Raw genomic sequence first — 15927 nt, forward strand, 5'->3', positions numbered from 1 at the left:
CAGGCGGGAGCGTACAGATGTTGGCGATTGGCGAATGCAGGGTGGAGCGGCTGGTGGTGCACCGGGTGGGCAATGCCGCGCGCGGCGAAGGCGCGCGTCTGTCCGAGCGGGCCAGCTCCGTGGACGAGGAGGTGTCGTCGTTGTTGCTGGGCGGTTATCTGAAGAACATCGTGTCGGACAAGCGCCAGCACCAGTTCTTCCACGAGTCCGACCTGAATCTGAACGAGATCTACCACTACACCCGCCAGTTTTTCCGCGGCGAGCTGGATTTCCTGGCGGTGTCCCAGCGCATCGCCAAGCATTTGTACGCGCGTTCGCAGCACCCCAACATCAATGCCGGCGACCTGCTGGTGATTCTGTTCTCCGGCCTCAACGACGGCGACCGCGAGCTGCGCGCGCTGGGAGTGTTCAAATCCGAGATCCGCGATGATTTCCTGACCGTGGTGGAGTCCGGCGACGTGTTCGACATCAGCCACGCGTCCGGCATCAACCCGCGGCTGATCGACAAGGGCGCGCTGATTCTGGAACACGGGCCCACGGTGTACGCGGTGGACCGGCTCAGCCGCGAGGCCAAGTTCTGGCTGGACGATTTCCTGAAAGCGATGCGGGTGCCGGACAAGGCCTCCAGCAGCAAGATGATGGCCAGCGTGGTGGAGCAGCTGTCGGAGGAGATTGAAGACCCGCTGCAACAGGCGCGTTTCAAGGATGAATTCCTCAATCTGGTGAGCAGCGAGGAAGACGTGTCGGCCAGGCAGCTGGCCAGCGCCGCCGAGAAGTTCGTGCCGCGCGAGCAGGTGGACCAGGCGATGGGCTCCGCCGCCGAATCCTACGGCTTCGCGCTGGACGAGGAGGCCAAGCTGCCGGCCAAGGGCATGGCGCGGCAGCTGGAAAAAACGCTGTCCAAGTACGGCGTCGGCCACGGCATCAGCGTATTGCTGCCCACCGGCATCACCTTGAAGAACATTCAATCGCAGAACGACGGCGAAGGCGAGTTGACTCTGACGCTGCGCCTGAACAAACGCGGCTGATTGTTTGTTGATTTGAATCCCGCCGCGATCGGCGTGGATTTGTTTGCAGTGCGTCCATTTCAAACGGGCAAGGCGACAATCGCCTTGCCCGTTTTCTTTTCTGCTCGGCTTCCCTCGTTTGAGTCGGTTCCCGGCGCGCGTACGCGCGCGGGTCCGGATGCCGCGCGCGCTTGAAATCCTCGCCTATCACGCAATGACGTTGTTTTTATTTTTATCTTTTAATAATTCATTAATTTTTATATTAAAAATATTGCAAGAAATCAATATGACAATTGGCTTGATATTTAAGATAAATCCTATGTTTGATTCTATGGATTTTTTTTATTATCGCAGTTTAAAACCAAATAGAACGACGTGATCTGGTTTGATTGCACCTGATGCGGACGGCGCCGAGGAGACGCCGTGGGGCTGGGCGTGATGCGTGCAGTGGGTCGTGGCTTGAATACCGGGGCTTGCAGCGTCGTTGCGGCGGCAGGCGTCGCCAGGCAGAGCCTGCGATCTTGAATGATTCTTTAGATTCATTGACCTTGGATGCATCTAGCCGGCAATGTGCTTTCACATTGTCATTATTGAATTGGCTAAACGGGCCGGCAATTAAGCTGATCAATCGCATGCTTTTTGGGATGTTGAAAAAATGGCGGCGCGCCAGTCTGAAAGTGGTGGGCATTCGGCTGCCAATATTCCAAATGGTAGGGAATCCATGGAAGATCTTAATGTTATGGTGGTGTCCGGGCCATCACGGGACAATGAGCGTTTTCAACGCATGCTGTTTCAGGCCGGCATCCGCAATATCCGTTATTGCGGCCATATTCGCGAGGCGGAGCAGCAACTGCTGCGCGACCCGGTGGATTTGCTGGTATGCGATATCCAGATGCCGGACGGCGGCGGCGCCGAGCTGATCGCCAAGGTGCATGCCGGCGTGCGCCGCGGCGAACTGTCGGACGCGCCGATGCTGCTGTGGCACAGCGCGGCGGGCAAGTCCTTGCAGGAATCGCATGTCCGGCTGGCGCGCGAAGCCGGTTTCAACTACGTCTGGACGGCGCATCCGACCATGGACGACGGCGAGTGCGCGCAGTTTTTGCGCCAGGTGGAACTGGCGCGCGCGGCGATGGCCGAGGCCGTCCGCGTCAAGGGCGTGCCGGGGCGTCTGGGAACTCGGCCCTTCAGCGAGCAGGAGGTGATAGAGGCTCTGTGCTCCAAAGGCAATGTCACGATCGATCTGCAGCCTCAGGTGCGTTTGCGCGACGGAGCGATCACCGGCGCCGAGGCGCTGGCGCGCTGCATGCACCCGACGCGAGGCAATATCCGCCCATCGGTGTTCCTGCCGGTGGTGAGCAAGCTGGGTCTGGACCTATTGCTGTTTTTCCATGTGTTGAGCGGGGTGATCGCCACCCAGCAGGCGTTGAGCGCGCAGGGGGTGAGGCTGCCGATTTCGATCAACGCGTCCGCGGCTACCCTGTCCTCGCCGAATCTGGCGCGCGAGATCACCATGCGCTGGGACAAGACCCAGCTGGAGCGTTCGCTGCTGGTGGTTGAACTGACGGAAAACCTCGAACCGGAAATCGGCCTTGATTTGATGGTGGCGCTGAATCAGCTGCGCGCCAACGGTTTCGGCATCGCCTGCGACGACTACGGCATCGGCATCTCTTCGCTGAAGATGTTGTCCGCCATGCCTTTTTCGTCCCTGAAGCTGGATCAATTGTTCGTCGCCTCGATGCTGGAGAGCTCGCGGCATTATGAAATCGTCCGCTCTTCCATTCTGCTGGGCAGGGAATTGAAGCTGCAGGTGGTGGCCGAGGGCGTGGAGAGCGCCCGTCACATCAAGGTTTTGCGCGAGATGGGCTGCGAGATCGGCCAGGGCTTCGGCCTGTACCGTCCGATGGCGCCGTCGCGCTACATCGAATTGGTGCGCCGGACTCCGAAGGAGTGGGACCTGGCGGGTCCGGACGACTAGGCGCGGGGGCAGGGCGCGCTGGCGGGACAGGGGATGCGGCGGACATGTTCCCGCGGGGCGCGACGGCAAGCCGATTGGCCAACTTTAAATGAGAACGGCATGAGAAAAAGAATATCGCTGATGATTCTGGACGACCATGACGTGGTGAGGGTGGGGCTGGAAGCCTGCCTCAAGCGCTACCCGGAATTCGAGATCATCGGCAGCTTCGCGCACAGCACTCAGTTGCTGGGAGTGTTTCGCAAGCAGCTGCCGGATGTTCTGTTGATGGACTTTTCTCTGGGCAGCAACGAGGTGGACGGTCTGAATCTGATTCAGTCCATCAATGTGCGTTATCCGGAGTGCAAGGTTCTGGTGCTGTCGTCGGTGGATCTGGTGGGCACGATCAACCTGATGCTGCGCGCGGGCGCCAGAGGTTTTTTCAGCAAGTCGCAGCCGGTGGAGGCGCTGGCGGGCGCGATCCACTGCGTTCATGCCGGGAGGGTGTATCTGACCGTCAAGATGATGAGCGAGATGAATCTCCTGCTGTCCAGCGACATCAAGCTGGAGGAAGGGCAGAAGCTGGATCCGTACTCCCGCTTGTCGCCAAGGGAACGCGAGGTGGTGCGCTGCTGCCTGGACGGCATGAGCACCAGCCAGATCGCGGAGAAGTTCTCGCGCAGCATCAAGACGGTCAGCACCCAGAAAAAAGCGGCTTTCCAGAAACTGGGGATCAATACGGACAGGGAACTGTTCTTGTTGAACTCGAAATTGGAGTAGCGGTGCGACTTAGATATTTGAGCTGTTGGGCCGTTCTGTGCGGCGCGCTGTCAGCGTGCGCCGATCAGAGCGGCACTATCCTGTTGAGCCGGGAGGAGGCGGAGTGGGTGCGCAGAAACCCGGTGGTGGACGTGTACGTGCTCCGCTCCAAGCTGGCGCCCAACCGCAAGAACAGCAGCGTGTACTACAAGGGCATAGAGGCGTATTTCCTGCGGCATGTCGGCGAGAAAAGCGGTTTGAGCTTCAATATCGTGCAAGTGCACTCGGCGCAGGATTTGATCGACGCCAGCCGCGACGGGCGAGCCATGATGCTGGCCAGCATCAATCAGGACGCGATCGGCGAATTGAACTTGAACAAGGACTACTACTTCACCCAGCCGTACTCCTCGCAGCCCTTGATGGCGGTCACACGCCGCAATCATCCGGTGGTGTACGACCACAATAATCTGCATGGGCAGAAGGTCGCCTTCATCTTCAACGACAACTCCCGTTCCTGGCTGCTGGACGACAATGCCAATCTGGCCCTGGTGCCGGTGGAAACGCCGACTCAGGCGCTGCTGGCGATTCGGGAGCAACGCGCGGACATCGGTCTGGTGCCGGAAAACTATGCGCGTTTCCTATTGAATTACCGCTTTCCCGAACTGACCAGCTCCGGCGCGATTCCCGGCTATTACGCGATTTACCGGATGGGGGTCAGCAAGAACCAGCCGCTGCTTTACGACATCCTGAGGCGCTGCCTGGACGATATGTCGGCCGACGACGTCGACGCCGTCCGCTCCGCCTGGGAGGAGCAGGTGGCCGCGCGGCCGTCGGTTTACAGCGTGGTCCGAAGCTATGCCGGCGAGGGCATCGTGTTGGTGCTGCTGTTCTTCGCCATGTTGCTGGCGATGCGCACCACCACCCGGCTGCTGCGCAAGGCGCGGATGGGGGAGGCGGCCAAAAGCGAGTTTCTGGCGGTGGTCAGCCATGAAATCCGCACGCCGATGAACGCCATCATCGCCGCCGGGGAGTTGTTGCAGACCATGCCCTTGGGCGAGAAGCAACGCGAGCTGGTGTTGCAATCCAATCTGGCGGCCAACAGCCTGTTGCAGCTGCTCAACAATATTCTCAACGCCTCGCGGCTGGACGCCGGCCAGGAGGGCCTGGAACCGTCCTTCGTCAATGTCGGCGCCATCCTGGAGGGGCTGGTCAAGTTGTACGCGCTGGCGGCCAAGATGAAAGGGCTGGAGCTGCGTTATGTCTGCGAGCTGCCGGAGCGCGAACTCCGGCTGGACCCTTCGCATCTGCAACGGGTGCTGCACAACCTGATTTCCAATGCGATCAAGTTCACCGACAAGGGCACGGTCACGCTGCAGGCGAAGCTGCGCAGCGGCAAGGCGGGGAGCACGCGCGGCGTTTTGCTGTGCCAGGTGATCGATACCGGCATCGGGGTGCCGCTGGCCGCGCAGAAAACCATTTTCGACGCCTTCGTGCAAGCGGACGCGGTCGCCATCCGCAAGTCCGGCGGCTCCGGCCTGGGGCTGGCCATTTGCAAGCGGCTGGTGGGCTTGATGAAGGGGCGCATCTCGCTGGACAGCGACGGCGTGTCCGGCTCCACCTTCACCATCAGGCTGCCGGTGCTGCTGGGGCGGGCGCTGGAGTGGGAAGCGGAGGAGGAAGCGTTCGATCCGCCGCAGGCGGTGGGACAGGGACAGCTGGTGCTGGTGGTGGAGGACCATCCCGCCAATCAGCTGATGATTTGCGAGCAGCTGCGCCAATTGGGCTGCCGCGCGACGGTGGCCAGCACCGGCATGAGCAGCCTGTCCATTTTGAAGGAGAATCCGGAGATCCGCTTGATCCTGATGGACTGCAGCCTGCCGGACGTCAGCGGCTACGAGGTGGCGTGGCGAATCCGCGCGCGCGAGCGAGAGGAGGGCGGCGCCTTGGTGCCCATTGTGGCGATTTCCGCCGCCAATGACGATCTGCACCGGGAAAAATGCATGAACAGCGGCATGAACGGCGTGCTGGTCAAGCCTTTGCGGCTCAGGGACCTGCAGCAGATGCTGTTCATGTGGCTGCCGGAAACGCTGCCCGTCTCCGAGTCCGCCGAACCGTCGCCGCAGGCCGACGGGCTATGGGCGATGTTCATCGAGCATAACGAGCGCGATTACCGCCAGGCGGTGCAGGCGATCCAGCAGACCCATTGGTCCACGGCCAGCCAGCATCTGCACCGGATCTACGGCGCGGCCTTGACCATGGAACAAGGCGAGCTGGCGGAGCTGGCGCGCGAGCTGGAGGGGATGTTGTTGCGGGGCGAAGCGGCGGGCTTGAGCGAGAGTATGGACGCGCTGCGCGCGACGCTGGACCGGTTGGCCGGCCAGACGTCGCCGGCGGAGGAGTGAGGCGGGTCGGCGGCTGGGAGCCCGCGCGCGCCGTTTGTTTGAACGGGGCGCGAGCAGGCTATCAGGCTTGCAGCGCCAGCGTGCCGCTGCGGCCGGGGATTTCTCCCATCACCACGCGGCCGGCGGGCAGCGCGGCCGCGTCCAGGCTGCTGAACAGCTCGATGCAGCTGCACAGCTGGTAACCCTGGGCTTGCCAGCCCACCAGCAGGTGTTCGAAGGTATAGCCCAGGCGCAGGCCTTCCAGCTCGGCGTGCAGCGTGTACACATGGCCGGTGGCCGGCGCTTCTTCGGTCAGCGCCAGGATATGGTGATGGACGTTGTCGGCGGTGAGGCCGTCCAGACCGATCAACTCGTCCAGCGTCGGCAGCGTGGTGGGCAGTTGCGGCACGCCCAGCGGCTGGCCGGCGGCGTCCACCGGCTGGAAGGGGTGGCTGCCGCGGCCGTCGGACGCGTAAAGCATGCCCAGTTCGCGCTCATAGGCCAGCGCCGCGTCGTTGATCTGCCAGCCGGCCGCGCCGTGGGTGCGCGCCGGCTCGCCGAAGATCTGTTCGAAGCGCTCGGCCGCCTTGCACATTTCCGCGCGGGTCCAGGCGGCGTCCTTGCCGGCGACGTAGTCCTGCCACTTGATGTGGTCCCAGGTGTGGATGCCGACTTCGAAACCCTGCGCGCGCACTTCGCGCATCAGTTCCGCTTCGCGCTTGCCGATGTCCGGGCCGGGCAGCACGGTGCCGTACAACAGGGTGCGGATGCCGTAGTGTTCGACCACCGAGGTGCGCGACACCTTGGACAGGAAGCCGGGACGGAACACCCGCTTGATCGCGCGGCCGGTATGGTCCGGCCCCAGGCTGAACAGGAAGGTGGCCTTGGCGTGATGCTGTTGCAGCATGTGCATCAGCCGCGGCACGCCGTCGCGGGTGCCGCGCCAGGTGTCGACGTCGATTTTAAGGGCGAGTTTTCTCATGGGGGATCTCTGAAACCGGCGCCGGGCTTTCTATCTCGCCTGGCGCCGGGAGCCGCTTACTCGGACAGGTCGCGGCTGGCGGCCACTTGGTCGCGGTAATAGTCGTAAATGCCGCGCAGCGCGTCGGCCATGGTCACGCTCGGCTTCCAGTCCAGGTCCGCCATGGTGTTGGCGATCTTGGGCACGCGGTTCTGCACGTCCTGATAACCCTTGCCGTAGTAAGCGCCGGACGTGGTTTCCTCGATCTTCACCTTGTCGGCGTTGAGCTGGTATTCCGGGTAGACGCGGGCCAGGTCCAGCATCATCGCGGACAGCTCGCGGATGGAGTAGTTGTTGGTTGGGTTGCCGATGTTGTAGATCTGGCCGGAAGCCTTGCCGTCCTGGTTCTCGATGATCTTCATCAGCGCGCTGATGCCGTCGTCCACATAGGTGAAGGCGCGTTTCTGATGGCCGCCGTCCACCAGCTTGATGGTCTCGCCGCGCACGATGTGGCCCAGGAACTGGGTGATCACGCGGCTGGAGCCTTCCTTGGGCGTGTTGATGTTGTCCAGGCCGCCGCCGATCCAGTTGAACGGGCGGAACAGGGTGTAGTTCAGGCCTTCCTGCATGCCGTAGGCGTGGATCACGCGGTCCATCAGCTGCTTGGAGCAGGAATAGATCCAGCGCGGCTTGTTGATCGGGCCGCAGATCAGCTCGGAATTCTCCGGGTCGAACTCTTCGTCGTGGCACATGCCGTAGACTTCCGAGGTGGACGGGAACACCAGGTGTTTCTTGTACTGCACGCACTGGCGGACGATGGGCAGGTTGGCCTCGAAGTCCAGTTCGAACACGCGCAGCGGATTGTTCACATAGGTGGACGGGGTGGCGATGGCCACCAGCGGCAGCACCACGTCGCACTTCTTCACGTGATACTCGATCCATTCCTTGTTGATGGTGATGTCGCCTTCGAAGAAGTGGAAGCGCGGATGGTCTTTCCACTCGGCCACGCGGTCATCGTGCATGTCCATGCCGTAGATGTGCCAGTCGGTGGTTTCGATGATGCGTTTGGTCAGGTGGTGGCCGATGAAGCCGTTGACGCCGAGGATCAGTACTTTTTTCATTGAGATTTCCTTCGTCGCTCCCACAGAGGGGGCTGTGATTTGCATGTGTATTCCGTGAGTCCGTCGCTTCAAGCCAGCGTCAGCGTCGTTGTCGGCGCCAGTGCCGCGCCGTCCAGCGTGGCGGACAGAACCTTCAGGCGGCCGCCGTCCACGGCGTCCAGCCACAGCGCGCCGTTTTCTGAGTGTAGCCGGGCCGCTTGCAATTGCAGGCCGTGAGCGCCGGCGCGCAGCGTTTTCCAGATCACCAGCCGGCCGCTTTCGGTGTCGGCGAAGGCGCCCGGGAAGGGGTGGGTCAGCGCGCGCACGAAGTTGTGCAGCGCGTCGGCGCCGGCCTGCGGGTCGATGCGGCCGTCTTCCGGCTTGCGGCCGCCGAAGTAGCCGCCCTGGCTCAAGTCCTGCTGGCGGAATTCGGCCTTGTCGGCCAGTAGCGCCGGCAGGCTGCGGGCCAGCACCATTTCCGCGGCCACTGTGACCTTGGCGAACACTTCGTCGGCGTTGTCGTCCGGCAGGATGGGCACCGCCATCTGGTCGACGACGGGGCCGTTGTCCGGCTTGACGTTCATCACGTGCAGGGTGGCGCCGGTTTCGGTTTCGCCGTGGATGATGGCCCAGTTGATCGGCACCCGGCCGCGGTATTTGGGCAGCAGCGAGCCGTGCATATTGAAGGCGCCGCGCGCCGCGCACTCCAGCAGCGGGGCTTTCAGCATGTGGCGGTAATAGAAGGAGAACAGGAAGTCCGGCCGCGCCGCTTGCACCTGGGCCAGCACTTCCGGCGTGTTCGGCTCGTCCGGGGTGATCACCGGGATGCCGTAGTCGCGGGCGACTTGCTCCACGCTGGCGAACCAGATGTTCTCCTTGGGGTTGTCGCGGTGGGTGACCACCAGCGCTACCTCCACGCCGCCGCCGATCAGCGCCTTCAGGCAGCGCACGCCGACATTGTGATACGCGAAGACCACGGCTTTCATGGCTTGTCCTTTTGCTCCAGCACCGCGCCGATCACATAGCGCGGCCGGTCCCGCACTTCCTGGTAGATGCGGCCTATGTATTCGCCGAGCAGGCCGATGCCGAACAGCGCGATGCCGATCAGCAGGAAGGCGATGGCGAACAGGGTGAACAGTCCGCCCACTTCCGGACCGACGATGAGGCGGCGCAGCACCAGGTAGACCACCAGCACGCCGGAGCCGGCGGAAACCAGCATGCCCAGCAGCGAGAACAGCTGCAGCGGCACGATGGAGAAGCCGGTCATCAGATCGAAGTTCAGCCGGATCAGGCTGTACAGCGAATACTTGGATTCGCCGGCGAAGCGCTCTTCATGGCCGACGGTGACCTCGGTCGGGTTCTGCGCGAACTGGTAGGCCAGCGCCGGAATGAAGGTGTGCAGCTCGTTGCACTGGTTGATGGTGTCGATGATGCGGCGGCTGTAGGCGCGCATCATGCAGCCCTGGTCGGTCATCTTGATGCGGGTCAGCTTTTCGCGCAGGCGGTTCATCGCGCGGCTGGCCAGGTGACGCCACAGGCTGTCGTTGCGCTGGCGGCGGATGGAGCCGACGTAGTCGTGGCCCTTGTCCATTTCCGCCAACAGCAGCTTGATGTCCTCCGGCGGGTTCTGCAGGTCGGCGTCCAGCGTCACCACGCGCTCGCCGCGGCTGTATTCGAAGCCGGCCAGGATGGCGCGGTGCTGGCCGAAGTTGCCGTTGAACAGCACCACCCGGGTCACGTCCGGACGCAGGTCGAACTGCGCGGCGAGCATGGCCGGGCTTCTGTCGCGGCTGCCGTCGTTGACGAAGACGATTTCATAACGCACGCCCAGCGCGTCCAGCGCCGGGTAGAGGCGGTCGAACAGCGCCGGCAGCACGTCCTGCTCGTTGTACACGGGGATGACTACGGAAAGATCGATTACGCTTTTCATGATGTTTTATACGCTCAGCACGGGCTTCAGCACGCCGCTCACGGCGGCGCACACGCGCTCCACGTCCGCGTCGGCCATGGCCGGGAACAGTGGCAGGGTGACGGTGCGGCGGCCGATGTCTTCCGCCACCGGGAAATCGCCCGGCTGGAAGCCCATCTCGCGGAACAGGGTGAACAAATGCATGGCGGGGTAATGCACGCCCACGCCTATGCCCAAGTCTTTCATGCGGGCGATGAACTCGCCGCGGTCCATGCTCATCCGATCCAGCGGCAGCAGCGGCTGGAACATATGCCAATTGCTCTGGGCCATGTCTTCCAGCGGCAGCTCGCAGGCCAGCTCGCGGTCGAAATGGCGGAAATACAGCGCGGCCAGTTCGCGGCGGCGGGCGTTGAAGCCCTCCAGTCGCGGCAGCTGGCCCAGGCCGATGGCGGCGGCGATGTCGGTCATATTGGCTTTGCCGCCCAGCACGTCCACGTCCATGCCGCCGTCGGCGTGTCGGGTCACGCCCTGCAGCCGCAGTTTCTCGAACAGGCGCGCCTCGTCCTCGTCGTTCAGCACCAGGCAGCCGCCTTCGCCGCTGGTCATGTTCTTGTTGGCGTGGAAGCTGAACGAGACCAGGTCGCCGAAGCTGCCGATGCGGCGGCCGCGCCAATTGGCGCCCATGGACTGGGCGGCGTCCTCGATCACGCGCAGCCGATGGCGCTTGGCGATGTCGTACAGGCGATCGCGGTCCACCGGCAGGCCGGCCAGGTCCACCGGAATGATGGCGCGGGTGCGCGGCGTGATCGCCCGCTCCGCCAGGTCCAGGTCGATGTTGCGACTGGCGCGGTCGGCGTCGACGAACACCGGCTTGGCGCCCACTTTCAGAATCACGTTGGCGGTGGCCACCCAGCTCAGCGGGCAGGTGATCACCTCGTCGCCGGGGCCTACGCCGGCCAGCTGCAAGGCCATTTCCAGCGCGGCGGTGGCGGAGGCCACCACCCGCACCGGACGGCCGCCGACATGGGCGGACAGCTCGGCTTCCAGTTGCCGGGATTTGGGTCCGGTGGTGATCCAGCCGGAGCGCAGCACCTCGCCGACGGCGGCGATGGTGGCTTCGTCGATGTCCGGGCGGGTGAAGGGCAGGAAATCCATGAGAGCCTTTCTGACGTTAGCTGCGGGCGACCAGCACCACGCCGATGATGATGACGCCGATGCCGATCAGCTTCTGCGCGCTCAGCGCTTCGCCGAACAGCCAGTAGGCCAGCAGCGCGTTGACCACGTAGCCGATGGACAGCATAGGGTAGGCGATGCTGACTTCCACCCGCGACAGCGCCATGATCCACGCCACTAAGCTGACCGCGTAGCAGGACAGGCCGCCGACGATGGGCAGATTGGTGGCCAGCGACCAGCCTATCGGCAGCACGTTGGAGGCGGAAAAGTCAAAGTGGCCGATCTGGCGCACGCCGGCTTTCAAGCATAGCTGGGCGGCGGCGTTGAGCAGCACGCCGAGCAGAATCAGGCCGAATTCGATCAACTTCATAGTAGACGGGGTCCAAAGGTTGGCGGTTTCACGGCTTGGCCACCACCAGGCGGCGCGGATCTTGGTAGACCTCCCGCATCGGCAGGCCCTGGGCCAGCAGTTCCTGATAGGTGGCGGGATCGGTCATCGCCAGCGCGCGCGGGGCGGCGTTCCAGGCGGCGACGAACTGTTCCAACCGCGGCATCCAGCGTTGCGGCTCCTGGCCCTCGCCGAATTCAAACTCGTCGACGAACTGCACCAGGGTGACCGGGCGGCCCAGATAGAAGGGGAAAGTCTGATCGTAATAACGGACCGAGAACACCGGGGTGTCGGCGCTCAGATAAGGCTGGATCTGGCGCACGATCTCCTTGCTGCCCTTCAGCCGGCCGTAGCTGTCGTGGCCGGCTGCGGCGACGCTGACGGCGAGCAGGCTGCCAAAGGCCAGCCAGCACAGCGCGGCCAGTTTGCGCTCGCGGCCCAGCAAGCGCCAGGCGACGGCGGCGCAAACCAGGAACAGCAGCGCGGCGGCGGCGACGAAATGGGCGAAGCCGTGCAGCGCGTCGAGCGGGATGTCTTCGGACGCGAAGCGGTCGACGAAGGGATAGAGGGCCAGAGCGGCCAGCCACAGCAGCAGCGCCGGCAGCAAATGCTTCTTCAGCGCGGCGGCCGGCATCCGCTGCAGCGTAGGCGCCAACAGCAGCGCCAGCGCCGGGAACAGCGGCAGGATGTAGGACGGCAGCTTGGAGCTGGACTTGCTGAAAAAGGCGAAGATGAAGACCGACCAGATCAGCAGCAGGCGGCCGGCGCGCAGCCGCGCGCCCGGTTCGCGCCAGCCGTCGCGGCACAGCGCCGGCAACAGGCTGGTCCAGGGCAGCAGGCCCAGCAGCAGATAGGGCACGAAATACCACGGCGCGCCGGTGCGCTTGTGCTCGGTGGTGAGGAAGCGCTCCAGATGCTCGCGGATGAAGAAGAAATGGGCGAAGTCGGGGTTGCGCTGCGACACCAGGATGAACCAGGGCGCGGTCAGCAGCAGGAACAGGGCCAGGCCGCTCAGCCAGTGCATGCGCTTCCAGAAGCCCCATTGCCAGTTGAGCAGGCTGTACAGCACCAGAGTGGCGCCGGGAATCAGCAGGCCGATCAGGCCCTTGCTTAGCGTGGCGGCGGCCATCGCCGCCCAGGTCAGCCACATCCAGTTGCGCGTTTCGCGCGGGCCGGCGTCGTCGCGCTGGGCCAGCAGGAAGCCGCACAGCGCCATGGTCAGGAAGAAGCTGACCCCCATGTCCAGCGACAGGAAATGGCTGTTGGCGACGATCCAGGCGCAGCTGCCCGCGGCCAGCGCCGCGTAGCGGCCGGCGTCCACGCCCCACAGCCGGCGCGCGGTGAAGCCGCACATCGCCACGCTCAGGAAGCCGGTCAGGCCCGGCCAAAAGCGGGCGGCGAATTCGTTGACGCCGAAGGCGGCGAAGCTCAGCGCGCCCATCCAGTATTGCAGCGCCGGTTTTTCGAAATACAGCAGGCCGTTGAGCCGCGGCGTGATCCAGTCGCCGCTGTGCAGCATGAACAGCGACAGCGTCGCGTAGCGGCCTTCATCGGCGTGAATCAGCCCGCGGTAGCCGAGGGAGCCGAACCAGACGACGGCGAATAGCAGCCACAGCGCCGGCTCCAGCCAGGGACGGGCGGCGCGGCCGGAAAACCCGGCCGAGAAATGGGGTTGATTCATGCGGAACGGATAGTCGTTGGATTATTATGGACAGCTGCGCAAGGATACCCGATTTCGCCGTCCTTGTGATTGGCTAAACTCATGCGCGGGCTGGAAAAAACGGCTCAGGCCAGCCAGTCGCGCGGGGCCAGGAAGCGCTCGGTCAGCGCCGCTTCGGGGCTGCCCGGCTCAGGCTGGTAATCGTATTCCCAGCGCGCCAGCGGCGGCATCGACATCAGGATGGATTCGGTGCGTCCTCCGGACTGCAGGCCGAACAGGGTGCCGCGGTCCCAGACCAGATTGAATTCGACGTAGCGGCCGCGGCGGTAAAGCTGGAACTGCCGCTCGCGCTGGCCCCAGCTGTCGCCCTTGCGGCGCTGGACGATGGGCAGGTAGGCGTCGGTGAAGCCATCGCCCACCGCCTGCATGAAGCGGAAACAGGAGTCGAAGCCCCAGGCGTTCAGATCGTCGAAGAACAGGCCGCCGACGCCGCGCGCCTCCTGGCGATGCTTCAGGAAGAAATACTCGTCGCACCAGCGCTTGTAGTCCGGGTACACCTGTTCGCCGAACGGCCGGCACAAGTCGCGGGCCACGCTGTGCCAGTGCACCACGTCGGCCTCCACCGGGTAGAACGGAGTCAGGTCGAAGCCGCCGCCGAACCACCATACCGGCGCCTCGCCGTCCTTCTCCGCGATGAAGAAGCGGACATTGGCGTGGCTGGTGGGGATGTGCGGGTTTTCCGGGTGGATCACCAGAGACACGCCCATGGCCTGGAAACCGCGGCCGGCCAGCTCCGGCCGGTGGGCGGTGGCGGAGGCGGGCAGCGCGTCGCCGTAGACGTGGGAGAAGTTGACCCCGGCCTGCTCGAACAGAGCGCCCTTGGCCAGAACCCGGCTGCGCCCGCCGCCGCCGCCCGGCCGCTGCCAGGCGTCCTCGACGAATTGAGCGCCGCCGTCGGCCTGCTCCAGCGCCGCGCAGATGCGGTCTTGCAGGTCCAAGAGGAAGGCTTTGACATCATTGACGCGCGGCTGGCTCATCGCAGTATCCTGAAGGCTTGAAATGGGCTGCATTGTAGCAGACGGGGCGGCGCGCGAAGACGCGCGCGGCCCGAGCCTTGAACAGGGGAGACTCGCATCGTGATTGATCTGTATACCTGGGGCACGCCCAATGGGCGCAAGATTTCCATCATGTTGGAAGAACTGGAGCTGCCTTACGCTGTGCACGCGGTGGATATCGGCAAGGGCGAGCAGTTCGCCGAATCCTTCTTGGCCATCAGCCCCAACAACAAGATTCCGGCCATCGTCGACAGCGACGGGCCGGAGGGTCGGCCGCTGGCGATGTTCGAGTCCGGCGCCATTCTGCAATACCTGGCGGAAAAGCACGGCCGCCTGCTGCCGGCGGCGGGCGCGGCGCGTTACGAGGCGTTGCAATGGCTGATGTTCCAGATGGGCGGTTTCGGGCCGATGCTGGGGCAGGCCCACCATTTCCTGCGCTACGCGCCGGAAGCGCTGCCTTACGCGCAAAAGCGCTACCACGACGAAGCCTTGAGGCTGTACGGCGTGTTGGATCGGCAACTGGAGGGCAGGGATTACGTTGCCGGCGAGTACGGCGTCGCCGACATCGCGCTGTATCCGTGGGCGGCGCGACATGATTGGCATCAGGTGGATCTGGCGGCGTTTCCGCGGGTGAGCGGCTGGTTCCAACGCGTCGGCGAGCGGCCGGCGGTGCGGCGCGGCATGGCGGTGCCGGCGGCTTGAAACGCAAAACCAGCCGCGGGCGCAGGGGCCGCGGCTGGCGATGGGAGCGAAATCAAAACATAGAGTCGAATGTATTTGCCACTAGCAAACCGGCATCCTCAGCTGTGCGTGTTTAATTTCGTTCTGCTTTGGAGTTGGGCCGTTTTAGAAACTGAAGCTGACGCCTGCTTTGAGTACATTGGAGCCAGTGTTCTTGGCCACGGTGTAACCGTCTTTTTTGAGGTCCTTGCCTGTGATGTATTCATACTCACCGCGCAAAGCCAGGTTTTTGCTTAAGTGGTACTGGGCGCCGAGGCCGACACCCGCACGGGTTTCATTGCGTTTTTCCGTTTGGTTGAGTCCCTTCCAGGTGCTTTGAACCCGGTTGAGACTGACTTTGCCATAGACCTCAAAACTTTCCGTAACCGGAAGGATGCCCAAAACGGCGATGCGAGCGGCTTCGGAGCGCAGCGAACTGTCGGATGATTGGCTGTTGGCGCTAAGCATTGCCTTGGATTTTCCGAAGTTGGCATAGGACAATTCAGTGGCCAGGTATTGGTTGAAGCGGTAGCCGGCGCCCAGTTCCCAGATGGCGCCAGCGGCTTTGGCGTCCTTAATGACAGCGGCTCTGGTGTCGGAGTTAAATTTGGAAAAATTGTAGCCGGTGTTGCCGAAGACATAGAGGCCCGGATCGGCGGCGTGGGCGGACAGAGCTGCCAGGCTCAACACGGAAGCGGTAATCAGTTTTTTCATTTTTTGTGACGATTTGCTTTGTTGGTAACGAGTTCATTGTGCGATCGCTACGAAAATCAATCTGTTTAGGTTGTAATCGCTCTCTGTGTGATAGGTGAGTGGTTTTTGTAACGGACTGTAACAAATAGGGCGGTGATTGGAAGAAAAGA

General features: G+C 63.3%; 14 protein-coding genes. 5 read left to right on the forward strand and 9 right to left on the reverse strand.

The window, feature by feature from the left end:
* Positions 1-17 precede the first annotated feature (17 nt).
* The 4 genes from VK98_RS05925 (at position 18) to VK98_RS05940 (ending at position 6119) form a co-directional block, all read left to right on the forward strand.
* Positions 18-1028: a nucleoid-associated protein gene (locus VK98_RS05925; RefSeq protein WP_227105359.1), complete on the forward strand. Its 1011-nt coding sequence runs from the start codon at positions 18-20 to the stop codon at positions 1026-1028.
* A 700-nt stretch (positions 1029-1728) separates the two neighbouring features.
* The gene (locus VK98_RS05930; RefSeq protein ID WP_197082975.1) at positions 1729-2982 is read left to right on the forward strand and encodes an EAL domain-containing protein; all 1254 of its coding nucleotides are present in this window, start codon (positions 1729-1731) and stop codon (positions 2980-2982) included.
* A 99-nt stretch (positions 2983-3081) separates the two neighbouring features.
* A complete protein-coding gene (locus VK98_RS05935; RefSeq protein WP_053077248.1) occupies positions 3082-3738 on the forward strand; it encodes a response regulator transcription factor in 657 nt (218 codons plus the stop codon).
* Between the two features lie 107 nt (positions 3739-3845).
* Complete coding sequence (locus tag VK98_RS05940) at positions 3846-6119, forward strand: ATP-binding protein (protein WP_197082976.1); 2274 nt, start codon at positions 3846-3848, stop codon at positions 6117-6119.
* 61 nt (positions 6120-6180) lie between these two features.
* Here the strand turns inward: VK98_RS05940 and VK98_RS05945 are convergent, their stop codons facing one another.
* The 8 genes from VK98_RS05945 to hemF form a co-directional block, all read right to left on the reverse strand.
* Positions 6181-7080 carry a 4-deoxy-4-formamido-L-arabinose-phosphoundecaprenol deformylase gene (locus VK98_RS05945; protein ID WP_048413133.1) on the reverse strand — a complete coding sequence of 300 codons (900 nt, stop codon included), beginning with the start codon at positions 7078-7080 and terminating at the stop codon, positions 6181-6183.
* A 56-nt stretch (positions 7081-7136) separates the two neighbouring features.
* Positions 7137-8180 (reverse strand): bifunctional UDP-4-keto-pentose/UDP-xylose synthase, encoded by a 1044-nt coding sequence (locus tag VK98_RS05950; protein WP_053077249.1) that lies wholly within the window; start codon positions 8178-8180, stop codon positions 7137-7139.
* Positions 8181-8248: 68 nt separating this feature from the next.
* Entirely contained in the window at positions 8249-9145 is an 897-nt protein-coding gene (locus VK98_RS05955) for a formyltransferase (RefSeq protein ID WP_048413134.1), read from the reverse strand.
* Positions 9142-10089 (reverse strand): glycosyltransferase, encoded by a 948-nt coding sequence (locus VK98_RS05960; protein ID WP_048413135.1) that lies wholly within the window; start codon positions 10087-10089, stop codon positions 9142-9144. The genes VK98_RS05955 and VK98_RS05960 overlap by 4 nt, the downstream gene beginning before the upstream one ends.
* A gap of 6 nt (positions 10090-10095) precedes the next feature.
* Positions 10096-11223: a DegT/DnrJ/EryC1/StrS aminotransferase family protein gene (locus tag VK98_RS05965; RefSeq protein WP_048413136.1), complete on the reverse strand. Its 1128-nt coding sequence runs from the start codon at positions 11221-11223 to the stop codon at positions 10096-10098.
* 16 nt (positions 11224-11239) lie between these two features.
* On the reverse strand, positions 11240-11611 hold the full coding sequence (locus VK98_RS05970; RefSeq protein WP_048413137.1) for an SMR family transporter: 372 nt from the start codon (positions 11609-11611) through the stop codon (positions 11240-11242).
* A gap of 28 nt (positions 11612-11639) precedes the next feature.
* On the reverse strand, positions 11640-13310 hold the full coding sequence (locus VK98_RS05975) for a glycosyltransferase family 39 protein (protein WP_053077250.1): 1671 nt from the start codon (positions 13308-13310) through the stop codon (positions 11640-11642).
* A gap of 104 nt (positions 13311-13414) precedes the next feature.
* A complete protein-coding gene (gene hemF, locus VK98_RS05980; RefSeq protein ID WP_048413138.1) occupies positions 13415-14326 on the reverse strand; it encodes an oxygen-dependent coproporphyrinogen oxidase in 912 nt (303 codons plus the stop codon).
* Between the two features lie 99 nt (positions 14327-14425).
* On the opposite strand from hemF, the gene VK98_RS05985 reads away from it, so the two are divergent.
* Positions 14426-15046: a glutathione S-transferase family protein gene (locus VK98_RS05985; protein WP_048413139.1), complete on the forward strand. Its 621-nt coding sequence runs from the start codon at positions 14426-14428 to the stop codon at positions 15044-15046.
* Positions 15047-15190: 144 nt separating this feature from the next.
* On the opposite strand, the gene VK98_RS05990 is transcribed toward VK98_RS05985, so the two are convergent.
* Positions 15191-15778 carry a porin gene (locus tag VK98_RS05990; RefSeq protein WP_048413140.1) on the reverse strand — a complete coding sequence of 196 codons (588 nt, stop codon included), beginning with the start codon at positions 15776-15778 and terminating at the stop codon, positions 15191-15193.
* Between the last annotated feature and the right edge of the window lie 149 nt (positions 15779-15927).

It is taken from the genome of Chromobacterium sp. LK11, assembly GCF_001043705.1.
Classification (GTDB): Bacteria; Pseudomonadota; Gammaproteobacteria; order Burkholderiales; family Chromobacteriaceae; genus Chromobacterium; species Chromobacterium alkanivorans.